21 protein-coding genes are annotated in these 18,118 nt (G+C 64.2%); 5 read left to right on the forward strand and 16 right to left on the reverse strand.

All coding sequences use genetic code 11. From position 1 onward, the window contains the following. Positions 1 to 23: 23 nt before the first annotated feature. The 7 genes from AC3WK8_RS18185 to AC3WK8_RS18215 all read right to left on the reverse strand — a co-directional run bounded on the left by AC3WK8_RS18185 (position 24) and on the right by AC3WK8_RS18215 (position 5,736). Positions 24 to 794, reverse strand: coding sequence for a GNAT family N-acetyltransferase (locus AC3WK8_RS18185; protein ID WP_103325449.1), 771 nt, complete (start codon positions 792 to 794; stop codon positions 24 to 26). Positions 795 to 964: 170 nt separating this feature from the next. Next, positions 965 to 1,489 carry a DUF4142 domain-containing protein gene (locus tag AC3WK8_RS18190; RefSeq protein WP_103325448.1) on the reverse strand — a complete coding sequence of 175 codons (525 nt, stop codon included), beginning with the start codon at positions 1,487 to 1,489 and terminating at the stop codon, positions 965 to 967. 124 nt (positions 1,490 to 1,613) lie between these two features. Then, positions 1,614 to 2,963, reverse strand: coding sequence for a sensor domain-containing protein (locus AC3WK8_RS18195; protein ID WP_103325447.1), 1,350 nt, complete (start codon positions 2,961 to 2,963; stop codon positions 1,614 to 1,616). 110 nt (positions 2,964 to 3,073) lie between these two features. Then, positions 3,074 to 3,712, reverse strand: coding sequence for a LysE family translocator (locus AC3WK8_RS18200; protein WP_085596071.1), 639 nt, complete (start codon positions 3,710 to 3,712; stop codon positions 3,074 to 3,076). A 127-nt stretch (positions 3,713 to 3,839) separates the two neighbouring features. Then, a complete protein-coding gene (gene fos, locus AC3WK8_RS18205; RefSeq protein WP_103325446.1) occupies positions 3,840 to 4,256 on the reverse strand; it encodes a fosfomycin resistance glutathione transferase in 417 nt (138 codons plus the stop codon). Between the two features lie 3 nt (positions 4,257 to 4,259). Further along, positions 4,260 to 4,985 (reverse strand): PA3715 family protein, encoded by a 726-nt coding sequence (locus tag AC3WK8_RS18210; protein ID WP_103325445.1) that lies wholly within the window; start codon positions 4,983 to 4,985, stop codon positions 4,260 to 4,262. 10 nt (positions 4,986 to 4,995) lie between these two features. Continuing rightward, a complete protein-coding gene (locus AC3WK8_RS18215; protein ID WP_103325444.1) occupies positions 4,996 to 5,736 on the reverse strand; it encodes a PA3715 family protein in 741 nt (246 codons plus the stop codon). 196 nt (positions 5,737 to 5,932) lie between these two features. Here AC3WK8_RS18215 and AC3WK8_RS18220 point away from each other — a divergent pair, with 196 nt between their 5' ends. Both AC3WK8_RS18220 and AC3WK8_RS18225 read left to right on the forward strand, forming a co-directional pair. Next, positions 5,933 to 6,172, forward strand: a complete 240-nt coding sequence (locus AC3WK8_RS18220; protein WP_085596075.1) for a CopG family ribbon-helix-helix protein — start codon at positions 5,933 to 5,935, stop codon at positions 6,170 to 6,172. Beyond that, positions 6,162 to 6,446: a type II toxin-antitoxin system RelE/ParE family toxin gene (locus AC3WK8_RS18225; protein ID WP_103325443.1), complete on the forward strand. Its 285-nt coding sequence runs from the start codon at positions 6,162 to 6,164 to the stop codon at positions 6,444 to 6,446. Before AC3WK8_RS18220 ends, AC3WK8_RS18225 begins: the two co-directional genes overlap by 11 nt. 43 nt (positions 6,447 to 6,489) lie before the next feature. On the opposite strand, the gene yiaY is transcribed toward AC3WK8_RS18225, so the two are convergent. Continuing rightward, a complete protein-coding gene (yiaY, locus tag AC3WK8_RS18230) occupies positions 6,490 to 7,638 on the reverse strand; it encodes an L-threonine dehydrogenase (protein WP_085596077.1) in 1,149 nt (382 codons plus the stop codon). 157 nt (positions 7,639 to 7,795) lie between these two features. Between yiaY and AC3WK8_RS18235 the strand changes: the two genes are divergently transcribed. Next, positions 7,796 to 8,815 carry a DUF4917 family protein gene (locus AC3WK8_RS18235; protein ID WP_103325442.1) on the forward strand — a complete coding sequence of 340 codons (1,020 nt, stop codon included), beginning with the start codon at positions 7,796 to 7,798 and terminating at the stop codon, positions 8,813 to 8,815. Between the two features lie 122 nt (positions 8,816 to 8,937). Here AC3WK8_RS18235 and AC3WK8_RS18240 read toward each other — a convergent pair whose 3' ends face one another. Next, positions 8,938 to 9,480 (reverse strand): helix-turn-helix domain-containing protein, encoded by a 543-nt coding sequence (locus tag AC3WK8_RS18240; RefSeq protein WP_022642821.1) that lies wholly within the window; start codon positions 9,478 to 9,480, stop codon positions 8,938 to 8,940. Positions 9,481 to 9,641: 161 nt separating this feature from the next. Here AC3WK8_RS18240 and AC3WK8_RS18245 point away from each other — a divergent pair, with 161 nt between their 5' ends. Then, positions 9,642 to 10,424, forward strand: coding sequence for an aldolase (locus AC3WK8_RS18245; RefSeq protein WP_053135387.1), 783 nt, complete (start codon positions 9,642 to 9,644; stop codon positions 10,422 to 10,424). Positions 10,425 to 10,457: 33 nt separating this feature from the next. Continuing rightward, a complete protein-coding gene (locus AC3WK8_RS18250; protein WP_022642819.1) occupies positions 10,458 to 11,345 on the forward strand; it encodes a dihydrodipicolinate synthase family protein in 888 nt (295 codons plus the stop codon). 67 nt (positions 11,346 to 11,412) lie between these two features. Here the strand turns inward: AC3WK8_RS18250 and AC3WK8_RS18255 are convergent, their stop codons facing one another. The 7 genes from AC3WK8_RS18255 to AC3WK8_RS18285 form a co-directional block, all read right to left on the reverse strand. Further along, positions 11,413 to 11,916, reverse strand: coding sequence for a hypothetical protein (locus tag AC3WK8_RS18255; protein WP_085596079.1), 504 nt, complete (start codon positions 11,914 to 11,916; stop codon positions 11,413 to 11,415). 166 nt (positions 11,917 to 12,082) lie between these two features. Then, positions 12,083 to 12,421, reverse strand: a complete 339-nt coding sequence (locus AC3WK8_RS18260; protein WP_031321093.1) for a YegP family protein — start codon at positions 12,419 to 12,421, stop codon at positions 12,083 to 12,085. 62 nt (positions 12,422 to 12,483) lie between these two features. Next, positions 12,484 to 13,815 carry an LLM class flavin-dependent oxidoreductase gene (locus AC3WK8_RS18265; RefSeq protein WP_103325475.1) on the reverse strand — a complete coding sequence of 444 codons (1,332 nt, stop codon included), beginning with the start codon at positions 13,813 to 13,815 and terminating at the stop codon, positions 12,484 to 12,486. Positions 13,816 to 13,828: 13 nt separating this feature from the next. Beyond that, positions 13,829 to 15,256, reverse strand: coding sequence for an MFS transporter (locus AC3WK8_RS18270; RefSeq protein ID WP_022642815.1), 1,428 nt, complete (start codon positions 15,254 to 15,256; stop codon positions 13,829 to 13,831). A gap of 74 nt (positions 15,257 to 15,330) precedes the next feature. Further along, positions 15,331 to 16,080, reverse strand: coding sequence for a tRNA-dependent cyclodipeptide synthase (locus tag AC3WK8_RS18275; RefSeq protein ID WP_085596080.1), 750 nt, complete (start codon positions 16,078 to 16,080; stop codon positions 15,331 to 15,333). Between the two features lie 4 nt (positions 16,081 to 16,084). Beyond that, complete coding sequence (locus AC3WK8_RS18280; protein WP_022642813.1) at positions 16,085 to 16,861, reverse strand: 2OG-Fe(II) oxygenase; 777 nt, start codon at positions 16,859 to 16,861, stop codon at positions 16,085 to 16,087. A gap of 289 nt (positions 16,862 to 17,150) precedes the next feature. Next, complete coding sequence (locus AC3WK8_RS18285) at positions 17,151 to 18,116, reverse strand: aliphatic sulfonate ABC transporter substrate-binding protein (protein WP_103325441.1); 966 nt, start codon at positions 18,114 to 18,116, stop codon at positions 17,151 to 17,153. Positions 18,117 to 18,118: the final 2 nt, after the last annotated feature.

The following is an 18,118-nucleotide window of genomic DNA, read 5'->3' on the forward strand; positions in this document are numbered from 1 at the left end:
GCCCGCCGGCGGCTGGCAGGATTTCATTCCTCGCAGAAGGTGCGGTAGTCGAACAGGCGCCGGAACCCCACCTTGCGATAGATCGACAGGCCGTCGAGGGACGCTTCCAATACGCAGATCCCGGCCCCTTCCCGCTTGGCGATAGGCAGTACCGAGTGGATCAGCGCGGTGGCATAGCCCCGCCCTTGGCACTCTTGCAGGGTGCCGATATCGTCCAGCCGAGCCACGCCCGGTCCCATCGACAAGGTCAGGGCACTCACCGGGCGCTGGTCGACGTACAGCACGAAGTGGCGCAGGTTCCGGCCAGCCTCTGCCGCCGCCCGATGCCGGGCCAGGTACTGCTCGATCCCGCCACCACTGGAGGCGAATGCGCTTTGCACCGGCACGCCCCAATCCTCCAGGCAGTCATCGGTGCCGCGCACATCCGCCAGCCCTTGCATGGCCGGTGGCGCTGCATAGGCAGCCAGGTCCAGGACCATGCAGGTGGTGCGGTCCGCCGGCTGCAGGCGCTGCTCGCGCAATTGCTCGCTGACGCGGGACACATGCTCTTCGGGCACCACCACGCAGAACGGCATGTCGGTACGCTGCAAGAAGGCCACGCCTTCGGCCAACTGCGCGGCACTATCGACGCCCAGGCCGCGCATGATCAGCAGGTTCAGGCTGCTGGCCTCGACGCCGGTGCAATAGGCACCCAGGTCCGGACCGAAACGCCGATAGAACTGGGAAATGGATACGAAGAAATAGTCTTCCGCCTGGTGGTACAGGTCGATGACCGAAGCCCCTGCATGCGTCATGCGCTGTCTCCTTGAACCTCGTGACGCCGGGCGGCGCCACATCCCGGCCACGTTAAGCCCGCAGCCCACGAGGCTCCAGCACAATCCTGTTTTATTCTGCGAAGGAATGTTCCGACGTGTAACCACAACAGGACGCAGCGCCCACCCTATGCCGGACGGGCGCGCTGCCCTCATCCTTCCTGATAGTCGGGAAGGCGACCGGCCTGCAGGGCCTTGGCCAACTGTAAGTGGTTCTCCAGCTTGGGCAGGGTTTCCTCGGCAAAGGCCTTGAGTTCCGGCAGTTGGCTGTCCTGGGCCTGCTGGCGGATCTGGCGGATCGCTTCCTCGGTACTGCGGATCTGGTTCGCGGCATAGGCACGGTCGAAGTCCTCGCCCTCGGCGACGACCGGGACCAGGGCCTTGGCCTTGCTCATCACCTGCTCACGCGGAGTCACCGGCAAGTCCAGTCGCTTGGCAATCTTGGCCAGGTGCTGGTTGGCCGTGGTGCGGTCATTGATGACCTGGATGGTGTATTCCTTGACGGCCCTGGAAGAGGTTTGCTGGTGCGCCTGGCGGCTGGCCTCGATATCGGCCATGCCCTTGGCCGAGGCGTCGTCGATGAAGGCGGCGGGAGACTGGGCCAGGGCTGAGCTGGCCCACAGGCCCAGAAACAGCGCCAGGCCGGCGCTGCGCATGCCAGTGGCGATGGTGTTCATGGTACGGCTCTCCTGTTGCAGTGAATCATCGGGAGTGGCGACTCCCGTCTGCATCGGAAAACCCAAGCCGGCGAAGGTTTAGCCGGAACGACGAACGGTGCGCGCAGCCCCCCCGGTCCCGCGCTCAGACGTTGGAACGGCTCTTGTGGGCTCGCTTGGCCGCGTACATGGCCTCGTCGGCATGCTTGAACAATTGCTGCTCTTCCAGGCCGTGTTCGGGATACAGGCCAATGCCGATGCTCGGCAGAATGCTCAATGAATGGCCATCCAGGCGCAGCGGTTCGCCCAGCTCCCGGCGCATCTTGTCTGCCACCCGCTGGGCATCGTCGTCATGTTGCACGTTCTCCAGGAGGATCACGAACTCGTCGCCACCGATCCGCGCCACGGTGTCGACCTCCCGCACACAGCCCTTGAGCCGGTTGGCCACCGCCTGCAAGAGCATGTCGCCCACCGCATGGCCGCAGGTATCGTTGACCTCCTTGAACCTGTCCAGGTCGACATACAAGAGCGCCATGCGCCCCGACTCCCGCCGAGCGCGAGCCAGGGCCTGGCGCAGGCGCTCACGCAGCAACTCGCGGTTGGGCAAGTGGGTCAGCTGGTCGTACTCCGCCATGTAGTGCAGGCGAGCATGCAGTTGCTTGCGTTCGATGACCGCGGCCAACTGGGCGCTGACGTACTGCAGCAATTCCTGGTCCTGCTCGCCGTAGCCCGGGGAGCCCGGCGCGCTCTTGACCACCAGCACGCCGATGGTGCCCTTCTGCGCATTGAGCGGTACCCCAAGCCAGCAACGGGGCCCCTGCAGAGCGGCGAACTGCTCCCATAGCTCCCGCGTAGATGGGTTTTCGGGCGTCAACAGCAACGGCTGGCCGCGTTGCAGGACCTCGCCGCAAAAGCGCCCGATCAGGGTCCCCGGCAGCTCCGCACAACCTTCGCAGTCATCCACGTGATAGGGAAAACCCAGGTTTTCGGAACGCTCGTCATACAGGGCCAGGGAACAGTTCACGGCCGGCAGCCACTCGCCGATGATCCGGTGCACGTGCTTGAACAGCGCCAGCAGGTCCTCGCAAGCATGGGCGGCTTCGGAGATCGCGTAGAGCGCCGCTTGCCGGGACTCGGCTTGCTTGCGCTCGGTGATGTCCCGGGCCACGGCGATGCGCAACTGGTCGACTTCCGACCACCGCGCGGACCAGAGGATGTGCGCCACCCTGCCATCCTTGCGCAGGTAGCGATTCTCGAAATTGGGCTTGGGCGCGCCACCCATGATTTCCCGGGCGGCTTGCAAGGTGCGCTCACGGTCATCCGGATGCACCAGTTCGATCATCGGCCGGCCGACCAGCTCATCGGCGGTATAGCCGAAGACCCGTTCGCAAGCGGCGCTGACAAACACGAAGCGACCGTCCGCATCCACCGCACACACGGCGTCCAGGAGCAGGTCGATGAAACTGGCCAGAGGCGCGGAGTTCTTGGTTGCCATCAGAGAAAGCTACTACCCATGAAGAATGCACTTGAGTACCCATCCCTTGAACCCGGCCAGCCGGTGCCTGGCACCGGCTGCACACCGCCGCAACCTGCGAACGGCCCCGCTTACGACTTGTTGCCGACCAGCCCCGGCACCGCATGTACCAGGGCGTTGACCGCGAACCCGATGAACATCACGCCACACACCCGGGTGATCGCCAGCTCATGGCGCTGGTACCAGCCCCGCACCTGACGGGCGCCGACGATGCCGATGAGAATAGCGTATGCCGCAAGTCCGCCAAGGAAACTCAGGGCGATCAGGCCGGGCAACATCGACCAGCTAAGCATCTCGGCCCGGCTGGAAAGCAATGCCGTGAATGTGGCGACCGCCACCGGATAGGCCTTGGGGTTGGTCAGGCCGAAAAGGATGCCGTGCCAGAAGGGATTGCGCGCCGCACCCTGGGGGTTGTCGGCGCTGCCGCCCTTGCTGCGAATGGCCCGCAGACCGAGCCAGAACAGATACAGGCCACTGAGAAAGCCCAGGATATTGAAGGCTTCGCTGCCAATTTCCCGGGCGCCGACAATGGCCACCAAGGCCGTGCTGCACCAGACCACATCACCGACCATATGCCCGCAGAGAAACCCCGCCCCGGCTTGCCGTCCACGAGCCGCGCCAATGCCGAATACCGCCAGCACCCCGGGTCCGGGGGTAATCGCATAAATGAAACCCGAGGTGATAACGGCCAGCAACAGCGATGAGGTCATCGACAAGACTCCAAGTCAGTACACCTCGCGAAGGGCGCCAGGCAGAGGATGAATGTGCAGGATTCTGCACGATCCCGAGGGCCGACCACCAGCGGCTTGTTCAACTGTCGAACAGGATGCTGCGCTTCTAGCCGGCCGGATAGAAACGCATGCCGGCATAGGGCTTCTGGCGACAGGCCTGCAAGCGTGACGCCAGGTCGCCGACATGGGCCTCGAGCCGATGCCCGTCCGGATCGAGAAAATAGAACGAAGCTCCCTCGCTGCGATTGTCGCGCCACTCCTGCACCCCAGCTTCACGCAGGCGCCAGACGAATGAATCGAAATCACCCGCCTCCAGGCTGAACGCATAGTGGGTGTAGTCGGCCACCGCAGGCGCCTGGCGTTGCCCATCCAGCGACAGGCACAACCACAGGCCCGGCAGGGACAGGTAGGCGCCGCCATCCCAACTGGCCTCCAGGCGCAGTTGCAGCAGCGAATGATAGAAAGCCAGGCTGCGGGGCACATCGGTAACCGCCAGGGTCAGGTGGTTGAGGCCGGTCAACATGGATCAGGATCCTTTCAAGGCGTCAGGAATCGGATAACGCACACCGTCGTAGTGCAAGGTCAAGGTACTGTTGCGAGCAGGCAGGTCACGGCTGTCGCAGCCATCGCCGACCTTGAAATGCTCGGTCTTGATTTCACGGGTACGCACGATCAGGTCGGCGTAGCCATGACGCTGGCCAGGGCCCATCTGCAAGGTCCGGCGCATCGTCCGGGAATGCCCCGAGCACTGGCCTTCCCAGCCGAATTCTCCGGAGCTCTCAGCCACCACCAGCCCTTCCAGCAAGGGCAGGAGCTCCTTATCCTCGCGCCGGTAGAGGGTCAGCACGGACTTCTCATAAGGAGCGGCGCTGGAGTCATGGCTGTAAAGAACCCGCAGGCCAAAGGCCTGCTCCGCCCGGTTCAAGCGATAACGCGCGGTATCGATCTGCATGTCCTGCACGGCCACGGCATCGCAGAACAATGCCGAATCCTTGTAGTTGCTGGCCGCGGCCCAACCGGAGTCACCATCCACCAGGGCCACATCCAGGCTGTAGCTGCGGGTGTCGGCATCCTCAGGCCCGGGCATCGGGGTCGCCCGGGCACTGATACTCATCCCAGGCTGCGCAGGCCAGGCCTTGCAAACATGCAACTGCCCAGGAACATCGACGCGGTCATCACAGTCGGCCCGGGCCGCCGTGACCACCAACAAACCCAATAACGCCAGCCCCAGGCCAACTCCACAGCGCTTCATCGACACGCCTTCAAATCCCGTTCAGTTCATTGGGCAACACATAGCGCTGGCCATCGTAATGCAGGGTGGTCAACACAGGCTTGCTGGTGACGGATCGGGACTGACACTGCTCGCCCTGGCCTTCGCCGAGGGTGGTGACGCTCACCGAGCGCACGATCAGGTCGGCATAACCGTGGCTGCCGGTCTTGGCGATATCCAGGGTACGGGTAGTCTCGACCCGCTGTCCGGTGCATTGCCCATCCCACTCGCCGCTGTAGGAATAGGCCACGAACTTCTCCATCACCGGACGCAGCCGGGCCCCTTCGCGCACGTAGAGGCTGAGCAGCACCTGATCGAAGGGATTGACCCGCGAAGAGCCGGAGAATGCAGCCCTGACGCCGAAGGCACGCACCTGCGGAGCCAGCTGGAAGCGCCCGGTGTCGAGCTTCAGGCTATCCAGGTGGATGGCGTCGGAGACGAAGGCCGCCGGCTGCCGGTAGCTGGCCAGCGCCTGTCCGCCCTGGCGATCCAGCACCGCCAGGTGCAGATCGTAGGAGCCGTCGCCGGAGGTATCGGCCACCGCCGGATCCGGCGTCAGTTCGGCCAGCAGGCTGATGCTCTGGCCAGCGAAGGCCGGCCACTCCTTGCACAGGGAAAACCCCGGCACCTGGGCATTGCGTGGCGGCGGCAGGCACTGGGCAGCGACCGCCGCGCTGCCCAACAGCAACCCGATGCCACCCAGGATCTGGATCAGGGACGATGGACGGGTCATTCACGGCTCCTTGTGATGAGGGCAGACAAGGGCCGCACTATCCTCCGTGGAACCGCAGCTTTCAATGCAATCGACCAAGCAAATCACCCAGCCTGGCATGGACCGATCACCACTCCAGGCCTGACGAACGGCGGCCTCGCAACCACGACATGACGGAGTAGTATGTTGTATTACACATCACTACCACGAGAACGCTATGTCCATCATGTCCCTGCGTCTGCCCGACGAAATGGCTGAAACCCTTGCTCTGCTGGCGAAAGCGACAGGGCGTAGCAAGTCGTTCCTGGCGGTGGATGCGTTGCGTGAATACCTCGCCCGGGAAGCCTGGCAGATCGAGGAGATCCAAAAGGCGCTCGGGGAAGCCGATGCGGGGGATTTCGCCAGCACGGAGGAAGTAGCGGCCATCACGGGTAAATGGACCGGCAATGCACATTGAGTGGCTGCGAACAGCCCTGAAAAACCTGGATGACGAGGCGCGTTACATTGCCCGGGACAATCCTGAAGCCGCCAGGGAGTTCGTGGAGACCCTGCTCACTGGCATCGGGCATTTGGCGCGTTTTCCGGCCAGCGGGCGCGAAGGTCGGCTACCCGGCACACGAGAATGGGTCGTGCCTGGGTGGCCTTATCTGATCCCCTATCGAGTGCGCGGAAGTCGGTTGCAGATACTGCGCATCCTCCACACTCGCCGCCAGCCTCCGCTGCGCTGGTAGACCCCTGCAACGGCAGGGGCCCAATTCGCTCGGCGCTGCCCTTTTAGAACGCGTTGCGGAAAATCTCCTCGATCTGGCGCTGCTCCGCCGGACGCGGGTTGGTCAGGCCACAGGCATCCTTAAGTGCGTTGGCGGCCAAGGTCGGAATGTCCTGCAGCTTGGCGCCCAGCTCCCGCAGGCCAGCGGGGATCTCCACGTCACGGGCCAGGGTACGAATGGCGGTGATCGCCGCCTGGGCCCCCTCTTCCGGACTGAAACCACGGATATCCGCGCCCAGGGCATGGGCCACGTCGGTCAGGCGCTCGGCGCAGACCGTCGCGTTAAAGCTTTGGACGTGGGGCAGCAGCACGGCATTGCACACGCCATGGGGCAAGTCGTAGAAGCCACCCAACTGGTGGGCCATGGCGTGCACGAACCCCAGGGATGCGTTGTTGAAGGCCATGCCCGCCAGGAACTGGGCATAGGCCATGTTTTCCCGCGCTACCAGGTCGCCGCCGTCATGCACCGCCTGGCGCAGGTTGTGGCTGATCATGCTGATGGCCTTCAACGCGCAGGCATCGGTGATCGGGTTGGCCGCCGTGGACACATAGGCCTCCACGGCGTGGGTCAGGGCATCCATGCCGGTGGCCGCGGTCAGGCCCTTGGGCATCGCCACCATCAGTGCCGGGTCGTTGACCGACAACAACGGCGTGACGTTGCGATCGACGATGGCCATTTTCACGTGGCGCGACTCGTCGGTGATGATGCAGAAGCGGGTCATTTCGCTGGCGGTGCCGGCGGTGGTATTGATGGCGACCAGCGGCAGTTGGGGCTTGCTCGAACGGTCGACGCCCTCGTAGTCGCTGATATGCCCACCGTTGGTGGCGCACAGGGCGATACCCTTGGCGCAGTCATGGGGCGAACCGCCTCCCAGGGAGATCACGAAGTCGCACTTGGCTTGCTGCAACTGGGCCAGGCCCTGCTCGACGTTGGCGATGCTCGGGTTGGGCTTGGCGCCATCGAAGATCGCCGAGTCGATGTCCTGCATGGCCAGCTTCTCGGCGATCATCCCGGCCACGCCAGCCTTGGCCAGCCCGGCATCGGTCACGATCAGCGCCTTGCGAAAACCATAGTTGCGAATGGCGCTCATGGCCTCGTCGAGGCAATCGATGCCCATGATGTTGACGGCTGGGATGAAGAAGGTGCTACTCATCAGGAAATCTCCAGGCGGGGGCCCCGTTCAGGGTCTTGATTCAATGTCTATGGGACAGAATCGACCGATCGGTCACTGGCGTTCTTGATCTGGCGCAAGGGTCGGTCGTGATAAAGTCGCGCCCCGACCACCTACAGCCCCGAGACCGATGACCGCAATGAAGGATTTCCAGGAATTTGATGCCCAACTTGAAGACTGGAATGCCCTGCGCGCAAGCACCCGGTTCACCGGCCTGCTGATCGGCAACGGCGCCAGCCGGGCGGTGTGGAAAGACTTCGCCTACGACTCGCTGTTCGAAAATGTCCGCAGCGTCGTGGAAAAACCCCTCGGCCAATCCGAGCTCAGCGTGTTCGAGGCCTTGCAGACCCGCAGCTTCGAGCAGGTCCTGGGTGCGCTGAAGACCACCAGCCGAGTCAACAAGGCCCTGGCCATCAGCTCGGCGGCACCGCGCAACCGCTACTACGCGATCAAGGAAGCGCTGATCAACAGCGTGCACGCCATGCACCTTCCCTGGAGGCTGGTACAACCCGAGAGCCTGGCGGCGATCAACGGCGAATTTCGGCGATACCCCACGGTATTCACCAGTAACTACGACTTGCTCAACTACTGGGCCGTGCAGCATGCCCCCCAGGGCCTGAACGACCTGTTCCAGGGCAGCGAACCGGCCTTCGACCTGGCTGGCACCCAGCCCCCTGGAACCCGCATTCTCTACCTGCACGGCGGCCTGCACCTGGTGCGCAACCTCGATGGCAGCGCACGCAAGCTGACCTCCACCGAAGGCACCCTGCTGGGCAACTTCGCCATCAACAACACCCTCAAGACGCTGGACGACGTGCCGTTGTTCGTCAACGAAGGCCCCCTGGCGGACAAGCTCAAGACCATCCGCAGCAGCGACTACTTGTCGTTCTGCTACCAGCAGCTACTGGACCACCAGGGTGCCCTGTGCATCTTCGGCCATAACCTGGGCCCCCAGGATGCCCACCTGGTCCAGGCGATCCGCCAGTGTGGCGCCGGCAGCCTGGCCATCTCCGTCTACCCGCGCAGCCCGGCGTTCGTCCAGCACCAGAAGCGCCACTACGCCAAGCTGTTCGAAGGCGTGGAGTTGAACCTGCGCTTCTTCGACTCCAGGACCCACGCCATGGGCGACCCGGCGCTGGCAGTCCCGGTAGAGCGCTGAGCCAATCGACCACAAACGCCCCGTGTGACCGCTGCCGCACGATCACCCGGGCAACCAGATTGGCGCACGGCCCGGCGAGCCTTGTCGCCGCTTCGCCAGCCCAGCAGCGACGGTGTAGCGCATCACTCCTCGGCGCTGTGCACCACCACCAGCAACTGCGCCTGCTCATCCCCCAGGGAGCGGATGCGGTGGGGTTTCTGCGCGTTGAAATGCAGCGCATCGCCACGCTCCAGCACCACCCGTTCGTTCATGAAATCCACTTCCACCCGGCCTTCATGGACGAACAGGAACTCCTCCCCCAGGTGCTCCTTGAAGGTCTTGTCGCTGAACTCCCGGGCCGGGTAGATGATGAACGGCAGCAGGTTGCGCTCGCTGACCTGATGGGCCAGCACCGCATAACCCGGGGCCTGTTCATTGGCCGCCAGCGACTGGCGCTCGTGGCTGCGCACCAGGCTGTAGCTGTCGAGGCTGATGCTGTCCTCGGCGAACAGTTCCTCGACCTTGACGTTCAAGGCCTTGGCCAGCTTCAACGCGGCGGAAATCGACGGCGTGTTCAGCCCCCGCTCGACCTTGGACAGGTAGCTCTTGGTCATGCCGGATTTCTCGGCCAGGGCCTCCAGGGTCACGCCAAGTTTTTTTCTCAATAATTTCAAACGGATAGACATGTAGAGCGATTAATCCATCTAGGAAGCAACGATTGGCGCTTGCCAATGACACAAAGTGTCATATAGCCTCTTTAGTGTCATTCACGCTCACCCAACGACCTCGCAAGCAGCGGGAGAGCTGTAGACCCGACGTCCATCGCACCGATCAAAGGACCCCGAAAATGGCCAAGACATTAGCATTGCCCAAGGAGCAACTGGTCAAGCAAGCCCTGACCCAGATGCACAATACCCTGGCGGATAATACGTGGACCGACCGGCAAAAGCTGGCCCTGACCTGCCGCATTCTATTCGAGCACGGTCACGACTCCGGCCTGGCCGGGCAGATCACCGCTCGCGGACCGCAGCCGGGCACCTACTACACCCAGCAACTGGGCCTGGGCTTCGACGAAATCAGCGCCAGCAACCTGCTGCTGGTCAACGAGGACCTGGAAGTCCTGGAAGGCCACGGCATGCCCAACCCGGCCAACCGCTTCCACAGCTGGGTGTATCGCGCCCGGCCGGACGTGAACTGCATCATCCACACCCACCCGACCCACGTCGCCGCGCTGTCGATGCTCGAAGTGCCGCTGCAGGTCTCGCACATGGACCTGTGCCCGCTGTACGAGGATTGCGCGTTTCTCGAAGCCTGGCCGGGCGTGCCGGTGGGCAACGAGGAAGGCGAGATCATCTCCGCGGCCCTGGGCGACAAGCGCGCGATCCTGCTGTCGCACCACGGCCAGTTATCCACCGGCGCCAGCATCGAGGAAGCCTGCGTGATCGCCCAACTGATCGAGCGTGCGGCGCGCCTGCAACTGCTGGCCATGGCTGCCGGCAGCATCAAGCCGATCCTCCCGGAGCTGGGCCGCGAAGCCCACGACTGGATCTCCAAGCCCAAGCGCCACGGCGCGGCCTTCAACTACTACGCCCGGCAAAACCTAAAACGACACGCCGACTGCCTGAACTGATCCGCCCCTTTCATGCCTTGCAGGAGTTGCACCATGTCCACCCCGAACATTCACGGCATCATCGGCTACACCGTCACCCCCTTCAGTGCCCACGGCGAAGGCCTGGACCTGGAAGCCCTCGGCCGCTCCATCGATCGCATGATCGACGCCGGCGTACACGCTATCGCCCCCTTGGGCAGCACTGGCGAAGGCGCCTACCTGAGCGACGCCGAATGGGAACAGGTCAGTGAATTCAGCATCCGCCACGTGGCCCGGCGGGTGCCGACCATCGTCAGCGTTTCCGACCTGACCACCGCCAAGGCGATCCGCCGCGCGCGCTTCGCCGAAGCCCGGGGCGCCGATGTGGTGATGGTGCTGCCCGCCTCCTACTGGAAGCTCGGCGAGGCCGAGATCCTCGCTCACTACCAGGCCATCGGCGACAGCATCGGCGTGCCGATCATGCTCTACAACAACCCGGCCACCAGCGGCATCGACATGTCGGTGGAGCTGATCCTGAAGATCTTCCACAGCGTGGAGAACGTCACCCTGGTCAAGGAAAGCACCGGCGATATCCAGCGCATGCACAAGCTGCAACTGCTCGGCGAAGGCCAGGTGCCGTTCTACAACGGCTGCAACCCCCTGGCGCTGGAAGCCTTCGCCGCCGGTGCCCGGGGCTGGTGCACCGCGGCGGCGAACCTGATCCCGCAGCTCAACCTCGACCTCTACCAGGCGATGCGCGACAACGACCTGGAGCGCGCCCGCACCCTGTTCTACCGGCAATTGCCATTGCTGGAGTTCATCCTCAAGGGCGGCCTGCCTGCCACGGTCAAGGCTGGCCTGGAGCTCACGGGCCTGGCCGCCGGCGAACCGCGCCGGCCGGTATTCCCCCTGGCCCAGGCCGCCCGTCAGCAATTGCAGGGGCTGTTGCACCAGCTGGCTTGAACTGCCGCTGAAAGTACAAGGCCCGAACGGTGCGAACCGCTCGGGCCTTGTGCCTGGTGCCACGGCGCTATTCGCGCCAACTGGGATCCTTGCGCATCTGCGCGATGAAGTCGTCGGCGATGCGCTGCAGATGCTCGTTGCGCCCGCCATCGGGGTTGAACAGCCCACGCCAGGCCCGGGTGCGGTTGTCGATCATGTACTTGGCCAATGGGCGATCGCCACGGCTTAAGTGGAACATCATCTGGCTGTTCCAGCTCACCGGTGCCGGCACGATGAACAGCGTGCAGGCACTGAGCAGGGTCAGGGGCAGGTTGTGCTGGTCCTCCAGATCGCTCTGGGCCAGGACGATGACGTTGTAGCCTTCGGGGTCATGCCCCCTTTGCACGTCGGCGAAGGCCCCGCCCCGGGCCAGGGCCTCGCGCAGTGGCGCGGACGTCAGGTCACCCATGCCGCTGACGTGGATCACCGGCAATTCGCGCGCCGGCTCCAGCTGCACGGGAGGCAGGCTGTGCCAGGTCTGGCAGCCGCCCAGCGCCAACAACGCGAGCAGCGCAATCAACGAACGAAGCATGATGTCGCAGTTCCCTTGGACAGTGTTCGAGGGCCTCACCCTGGTTCGCTCCAGGATGATCCGGCACGCAGGATAAACCAGCGTGGCCCTTGTCGACAAAGTTCCGCCTCCAGGAAACCGCACCACGGACGCCGACTACCACCCGGCGGCCGGGCCCGGTCATGGGCTAGACCGCCGTCAGGTCCTTGATGTTGTGGGTCGGGCCATTGCTCTTGACGCTGGCGATACCCTTGTCCCGCGCGGCATCGGTGGAATACAGCTCGCTGCTGCCGATGATCTGGTGATTGGCTGCCTTGAGGTTGAAATAGGGTTTGCCGTCCTTGGCGCTCTTGCGCTCATAGCGCTCGTCCAGCGGGCTGTTGGCCTGGACCGAGGCGATGCCGTTTTCCGCTGCCGCGCGCGTGGTGTACAGCTCACTGGTGAGGATCACCTCGGCATTGGCAGCCTTGAGCACAAAACGAAACTGACCGTTGCTGCTTTTCTTCAACTCATACCATCCAGACATGCTGTCGCTCCTTGGCTGATCAATGGGCGTTACGCTGGTTCAGTAAAGCCGCTGCTGACGATTCAGCCATGCCGCCCCGGACTGAAAAAACGGTTCGCCACCCGTGCCAGCCCCAGGTGCTCGCGCAAAGTGCGCCCCGTGTAACGCTGGCGAAACAGGCCTCGCCGCTGCAACTGCGGGGTGATCAGCCGGACGAAGTCGTCGATGGCCCCCGGCAGGTGGGTGAACAGCACATTGAAGCCATCGGCGGCGTACTCCTGGTACCAGGTAACCAGTTCATCGACGATCTGCTCCGGGGTGCCCACCAGCACCTTGTGCCCGCTGGCGGACAGGCTGCGCAGCAACTGAGCCACAGTTGGCCGCTCCCGGCGAATCAGCTCCACCACCAGTTGCCGCCGGCTCTGGTGGCGTTCGGTGGAGCTGCCGTCGTCCGGTAACGGCACGGGTGCATGCAGCGCCAGGCGCGACAGGTCGATGCCCAGGTCCAGCAGGTAGGACAGGGCCTTGAGCTGCGCCTGGGGATCCTGCAACTCCTGCAACTGCTGGTACTTCTCCTCGGCCTCATTGAGGCTGCGGCCCACGGTGGGGGCGATCCCCGGGAAGATCTTCAACTGGCCGGCATGCCGCCCGTAATGGGGTAGCCGTTCCTTGAGCCCGGCATAAAAAACCTTGGCCTGGGCCAGGTCGGTCTGGGCGGTGAACACCAGTTCGGCGCAACGTGCCGCCAGCTCGCGCCCCGGTCCCGAGGAACCGGCCTGGGCGATCACCGGCCAGCCCTGCACCGGCCTTGGCGCATTCAAAGGGCCCTGGACCTGAAAGTGCCGGCCGCAATGCTGCAACAGATGCATCCGCTGCGGGTGCAGCCACACGCCGCTGGCCTTGTCCCGGGGAAAGGCATCATCGGCCCAGCTGTCCCACAGGCCGCTGGCCACATCGAAGAACTCCTCGGCCCGCTCGTAGCGCAGGTCATGTTCGGGGGGCTGGGGATGGTTGAAGTTCTCGCCGCCGATCAGCCCGGTCACCAGGTTCCAGCCAGCCCGACCGCCGCTCAGGTGATCCAGGGAGGCGAACTTGCGCGCCAGGTTGTACGGCTCGTTGTAGGAGGTGCTGGCGGTAGCGATCAGGCCGATACGCCGGGTCACCACCGCCAGGGCCGGCAGCAGGGTCAAGGGGTCCCAGCGCAGGCTGTAGGAGCTGTGGGCCAACACCCGCGGATCGAGCTCGCCCACCGCCACATTGTCGTTGAGGAACAGGGCATCGAAACAGCCCCGTTCCAGGGTCTGCGCATAGTGGCGGTAACGCTCGAAATTCAACGACGCATCGGCATCCGCCAGGGGGTGACGCCAGCTACCGCCATGGGCACCGGAGCCGGAAAGAAACGCTCCCAGCCCCATCTGCCCGCCGCGCTCAGCCACGGCTGGTTTCCTCCTGCGCCACCGGCGCCGGGGCGGTTGCGGCGCGTAGCAACAGGCTCACCGCACTCCAGGCCAGCAGGCTGACCAATGCCAGGAAGCCCATTACCGTCTGATAACCATTGAGAAAGGCCGCCTGGACATCGCCCGCCGGCGCAGCGGCGAACTGATGGAACAAGCCGACGCCCACGGCCAGCCCGATACCGCCGCCGACATTGTGCAAGGTCATCAGCGAGCCCATGGCCACCGACCCCACCTCCTGGGGCACCGAGGAAATCCCCAGCACCGTCGATGGCCCGAGGATGCTCGCCCAGCCCAGGCCCATGACCACGAAGGCGCCCAGCAGGTAGGGCAACGATGTCTGGCGCTCGAACCCGGCCTGCAACAGCGCGGACAGGATGAACAGCGCCAGCCCGGCCTTGATCAACAACCCCGGCCCCTTGCGGTCCACCAGGCGCCCCACCAGCGGCGACAGCAACGCCACGCCCAGGGTGGTAGGCAGCAGCAACAGGCCGCTGGCCTGCACCGAGGCGCCACGGATCTGCGCCAGGTACAGCGGCATGACGAAGAACGCCACGCAATAGAACACCGCCAGGCTGAAGCTCGCCACCACCGCCGCGACGAAACGCCGGTTGGCGAACAGCTTGAGATCGATGATCGGCGCCGCGACCCGCCGCTCCACTGCCACGAACCCGCCCAGGGCCAGCAGCGCCAATAGCGCCAGGCCCAGGACCGGCGGCGATCCCCAGCCCCAGGCCGCGCCCTGGACGATCACCAGCACCAGGCTCGGCAGGCCGATCAGCAACAGCAAGGCGCCCCAGCCGTCGAGCCGGGTCCCGGCCTGCGCCGCTCGCGACTCCCTGACGCTGAAGCTGCAGATCCCCAGGCTCAGCAGCACGAACGGTACGTTGATCAAAAAGATCCACTGCCAGCCGAAACTGCTGGTGATCAGCCCGCCCAATACCGGCCCGGCCGCCAGGCCCACGCCGTTGACCCCGAACAGCACACCGAAGGCCCGGCCCTGCTCGGCACTGTCGAAGGTGCTGGAGACGATGGCGCCCGAGGCGGTGTAGAGCACCGCGCAAGCCAGCCCCTGGAGTACCCGGGCCGCGATCAGGGTGTCGATCTGCCCGGCCAGGCCCGCCGCCAGCGAAGCCAGGCCGAACACGCTCAGGCCAATGAACAGCACTCGCTTGCGACCGTGCAGGTCGGCCAGCCGCCCCACCAGCACCATGAAGCTGGACAACGCCAGGATGAAGCCGTTGATCACCCATTGCAGGCTGTCCACCGCCGCCCCGAGGTCGGCCTGCAAGGCCGGCAGCGCGGTATTGACGATGGTGAAATCCACACAACCGAGAAAACTGGCGATGCTCACTCCGAGCAAGGCCCACCATTTGCGTTGCTGTTGCGCAAAAACGCCCATGGAAACTCCTTGAATTCAAAAATCCCGTTGGCCGTGCCCCAAGGCGACGGCCATTGGCAGAAAAAAACATGGACTCAGATGGCGATGGCGCCGCTGGTCCAGTTCGGGTGGATGGCACCAGGCAAGGTGAACGGGATCGGGATCCCGCGCTTCTTGAACTTCAGCGGCAACCAGCGCACCCGGTCCGGGCTGTGGGGCTCGATCAGCAAGTCGCGGCTGGTGGCCATGGCCGTGGTCATCTGCTGTGGATAGAGGACGTAGTGGTAACCCTCGTCGGCCCATAGCGGCAGGATGATCGGGATCTCCTCGAGGATGTATTCCCGGCACTGGGCCGCCGCCCGCTCCAGGTCAGCGTGTTCGTCACGCAGGCGCAGGCGCTCGATGAACACGCCGATGGTGCTGTCGATGGCCTCGCGCAGTTCCGCCTGCTGCTGGTAGACCTGGTTGAGTTGCTGGCGCAGTTCGGCATAACGATCGCTGGCCAGCTCCTGGTTCCAGCGGGTGATGTGGTAGGGCACCCGCAGGCCATCGAGGATCACCTGGTTGCGCGCCAGCCAGGCATCGCCATCGCGGATCGCCGCCGACAGCGCCTCCCCCGGCGACTGGCCATGCTTGTTGTGCCGTTGCAGGGTGTCGGCCACCACCACCTTGACGTGGCTGAAGCCGGACTGGTTGATCAGGTGGATGGTCGAGCGCAGCTTCTGGTCCTCGTGGTACTCCTGGCCGACGCTGACCGCCAGTACCACCCGCTTGCCCTCGAACTGATGCTCTTCGCCGCCCTTGTTGAAGTAGGCCTTGAGGTTGATTTCCTGCACCTTGCTCATGAATTCAGCTCCAGTAGGCCAAAGGTTGTTGTTCGCCGTAGTAACCGATGAAGACCCCGAGGGTGACCCGGGTGCTGGTGGCCGAGGGGCGCACCGCGTGGATCAGCCGCGGGTTGAGCAGGATCAGGTCGCCGGGCTCGGGCTTGACCACGAAGTCCGGCGGCGGCAGCAGGTGGCGTTCGATGCCGTAGGCCCGTTCGCCGCGCAGGCGCTCGTATTCCTCTTCGTCCGGCTCGATGCCCCAGATCTCCAGCTCGCCACCGTCCTCGGGAATCTCCAGGTAGATGTTGGTCGACAGCTGGGTCAGCAACGGTGGGCTGTGGCCCTCTGGCGCATTGCGCTCGAGCTTGTCGGTATGGGGCGTGAGATCGACCCCCGAGCCCTGGAAACGGGCGATACCGACAAAGCACTTCTGCCCGTCCACTTGCAAAAGGTGCGCCCCCTGGGGCCAGACCTCGTCCAGCAGCAGGCGCAGCTCATCGATGGGCGAGGCCAGTGGGCGGAACAGGTTGCGGATCTTGCGGATGTTGGGCAGCGCCAGGGCGTGGTACTCGGCCCGGCTCTGCTCATCCTGGATCTCGATATAGGCCTTGCCGATGCGCACGAACTCCTGCTGCTGGCTGAAGGCGCTGCGCAGGTCCTGCTGGTACAGGTGGTCGCGTGCCACCTGCAAGGTATCCGGCGGACAGAAACCCTTGAGCTGAACGCCGTAAGAGCGTTTTTCCACCACATCGATAATGTGCCGCGCTTCAAGTTTGTCGGCAGTAGTGACTGTGAACATGCAAGCTCCCTTATTCCCTGGAAGTAGCGATGAAGTGCATCTGGATGGAACGTAAGAATTTGTTGCAAGGCCACCTTAGGCAGTCGCCGAAGGCTTGTGAAATACCCTTTACCTCTAATATCCAAACTTAAAAACGTATCGAAAATCAGGCAAATACCGGCTATCACAGGTCCTTTTAACAGGCTGCGGAACAAGTATTAAATTCACTGATAGTTAACTTTAAAGATTCACATCTTCAATTGGGTAGTTGCTCTTTCCTCCTGAGCTTTATTAATCAAATTGCCATCGTTCATTCAACTTCATTGAACTGCCGATCGATATGGGCCGAGGCGTCGAAAGACTTCTGGATGATGCCCTCTTCCCGATACAGGTCGGCGGTGCGTTGCAGGTCTTCCACCACCGGCGGCCCCACGGCGATACGCCGAGGTTCGGCATAACGGTTGGAACGCAGGTGCACCTCCACCGGCAGCCCGCTGTAAACGGCCTGGATCCGCGAGAACTCCTCCTGGTGCTGGTTGGCCCAGGCATAGGCACGCCCCAGGCGACGCAGGAAATCGGCGATCTGCGCAGGTTTTTCGGCAATCGCCTGGTCGTTGGCCACCAGCAGCATATGCCCGGCGAACAACCCCGCGCCGCTGACCAGCACCCGGGTGCCGCCTTCCAGCTGCACCATGCTGGTGTAGGGGTCCCAGGTCGCCCAGGCGTCGGCCTGGCCGTTGCTCAAGAGGCTGCGTGACTCGGCAGGCTGGAGAAAGATGAACTGCGCATCGCTGCCATGCAGGCCCACCGAGCGCAGCGCCGCCAGCGCCAGGAAATGGCCGATGGACCCCCGGGTGGTGGTGATGCGCCGCCCCTTGAGGCTGGTGGCGTCCTGCAAGGGCGAGGCGTCCCTGACCACGATCGCCACCGCCGTGGGGGTGACCTTGAGCTTGATCACCCCCACCGTCTTGAGCGGCGCCCCAGCCGCGGCGGCGAACACGAACGGCGCATCTCCCAGGCTGCCGATGTCCACCGCTCCGGCGGCCAGGGCCTCGGCGGTGGGCGCGGCGGCAGCGAACGAGGCGAACTCGATGGGATACGGCACCTGCTCCAGCTCCCCAGCCGCTTGCAGCAGGATCTTCAGCGACTGCTTCTGGCTGGAGACCCGCAGCGTCGGTTCGGCCAGGGCCTGGGCGCCGAGCAACAGCAAGCCGCCGCACAGCGCGATCACTTGGCCCAAGCGCTGGCGCCAGGACTTGCCGGTAGGTTCGGCCATCA

It is taken from the genome of Pseudomonas sp. FW507-12TSA (genome assembly GCF_058781435.1).

Bases quoted from the DNA above. Each gene is read 5' to 3' on its own strand.
- AC3WK8_RS18215 (WP_103325444.1), bottom strand. From the start codon at position 5,736: ATGACCCGTCCATCGTCCCTGATCCAGATCCTGGGTGGCATCGGGTTG.
- AC3WK8_RS18240 (WP_022642821.1), bottom strand. From the start codon at position 9,480: ATGTCTATCCGTTTGAAATTATTGAGAAAAAAACTTGGCGTGACCCTG.
- AC3WK8_RS18280 (WP_022642813.1), bottom strand. From the start codon at position 16,861: ATGTTCACAGTCACTACTGCCGACAAACTTGAAGCGCGGCACATTATC.
- AC3WK8_RS18285 (WP_103325441.1), bottom strand. From the start codon at position 18,116: ATGGCCGAACCTACCGGCAAGTCCTGGCGCCAGCGCTTGGGCCAAGTG.
- AC3WK8_RS18260 (WP_031321093.1), bottom strand. From the start codon at position 12,421: ATGTCTGGATGGTATGAGTTGAAGAAAAGCAGCAACGGTCAGTTTCGT.
- AC3WK8_RS18255 (WP_085596079.1), bottom strand. From the start codon at position 11,916: ATGCTTCGTTCGTTGATTGCGCTGCTCGCGTTGTTGGCGCTGGGCGGC.
- yiaY (WP_085596077.1), bottom strand. From the start codon at position 7,638: ATGAGTAGCACCTTCTTCATCCCAGCCGTCAACATCATGGGCATCGAT.
- AC3WK8_RS18265 (WP_103325475.1), bottom strand. From the start codon at position 13,815: ATGGGGCTGGGAGCGTTTCTTTCCGGCTCCGGTGCCCATGGCGGTAGC.
- AC3WK8_RS18245 (WP_053135387.1), top strand. From the start codon at position 9,642: ATGGCCAAGACATTAGCATTGCCCAAGGAGCAACTGGTCAAGCAAGCC.
- AC3WK8_RS18275 (WP_085596080.1), bottom strand. From the start codon at position 16,080: ATGAGCAAGGTGCAGGAAATCAACCTCAAGGCCTACTTCAACAAGGGC.
- AC3WK8_RS18185 (WP_103325449.1), bottom strand. From the start codon at position 794: ATGACGCATGCAGGGGCTTCGGTCATCGACCTGTACCACCAGGCGGAA.
- AC3WK8_RS18200 (WP_085596071.1), bottom strand. From the start codon at position 3,712: ATGACCTCATCGCTGTTGCTGGCCGTTATCACCTCGGGTTTCATTTAT.
- AC3WK8_RS18210 (WP_103325445.1), bottom strand. From the start codon at position 4,985: ATGAAGCGCTGTGGAGTTGGCCTGGGGCTGGCGTTATTGGGTTTGTTG.
- AC3WK8_RS18220 (WP_085596075.1), top strand. From the start codon at position 5,933: ATGTCCATCATGTCCCTGCGTCTGCCCGACGAAATGGCTGAAACCCTT.
- AC3WK8_RS18225 (WP_103325443.1), top strand. From the start codon at position 6,162: ATGCACATTGAGTGGCTGCGAACAGCCCTGAAAAACCTGGATGACGAG.
- AC3WK8_RS18270 (WP_022642815.1), bottom strand. From the start codon at position 15,256: ATGGGCGTTTTTGCGCAACAGCAACGCAAATGGTGGGCCTTGCTCGGA.
- AC3WK8_RS18190 (WP_103325448.1), bottom strand. From the start codon at position 1,489: ATGAACACCATCGCCACTGGCATGCGCAGCGCCGGCCTGGCGCTGTTT.
- fos (WP_103325446.1), bottom strand. From the start codon at position 4,256: ATGTTGACCGGCCTCAACCACCTGACCCTGGCGGTTACCGATGTGCCC.
- AC3WK8_RS18235 (WP_103325442.1), top strand. From the start codon at position 7,796: ATGAAGGATTTCCAGGAATTTGATGCCCAACTTGAAGACTGGAATGCC.
- AC3WK8_RS18250 (WP_022642819.1), top strand. From the start codon at position 10,458: ATGTCCACCCCGAACATTCACGGCATCATCGGCTACACCGTCACCCCC.
- AC3WK8_RS18195 (WP_103325447.1), bottom strand. From the start codon at position 2,963: ATGGCAACCAAGAACTCCGCGCCTCTGGCCAGTTTCATCGACCTGCTC.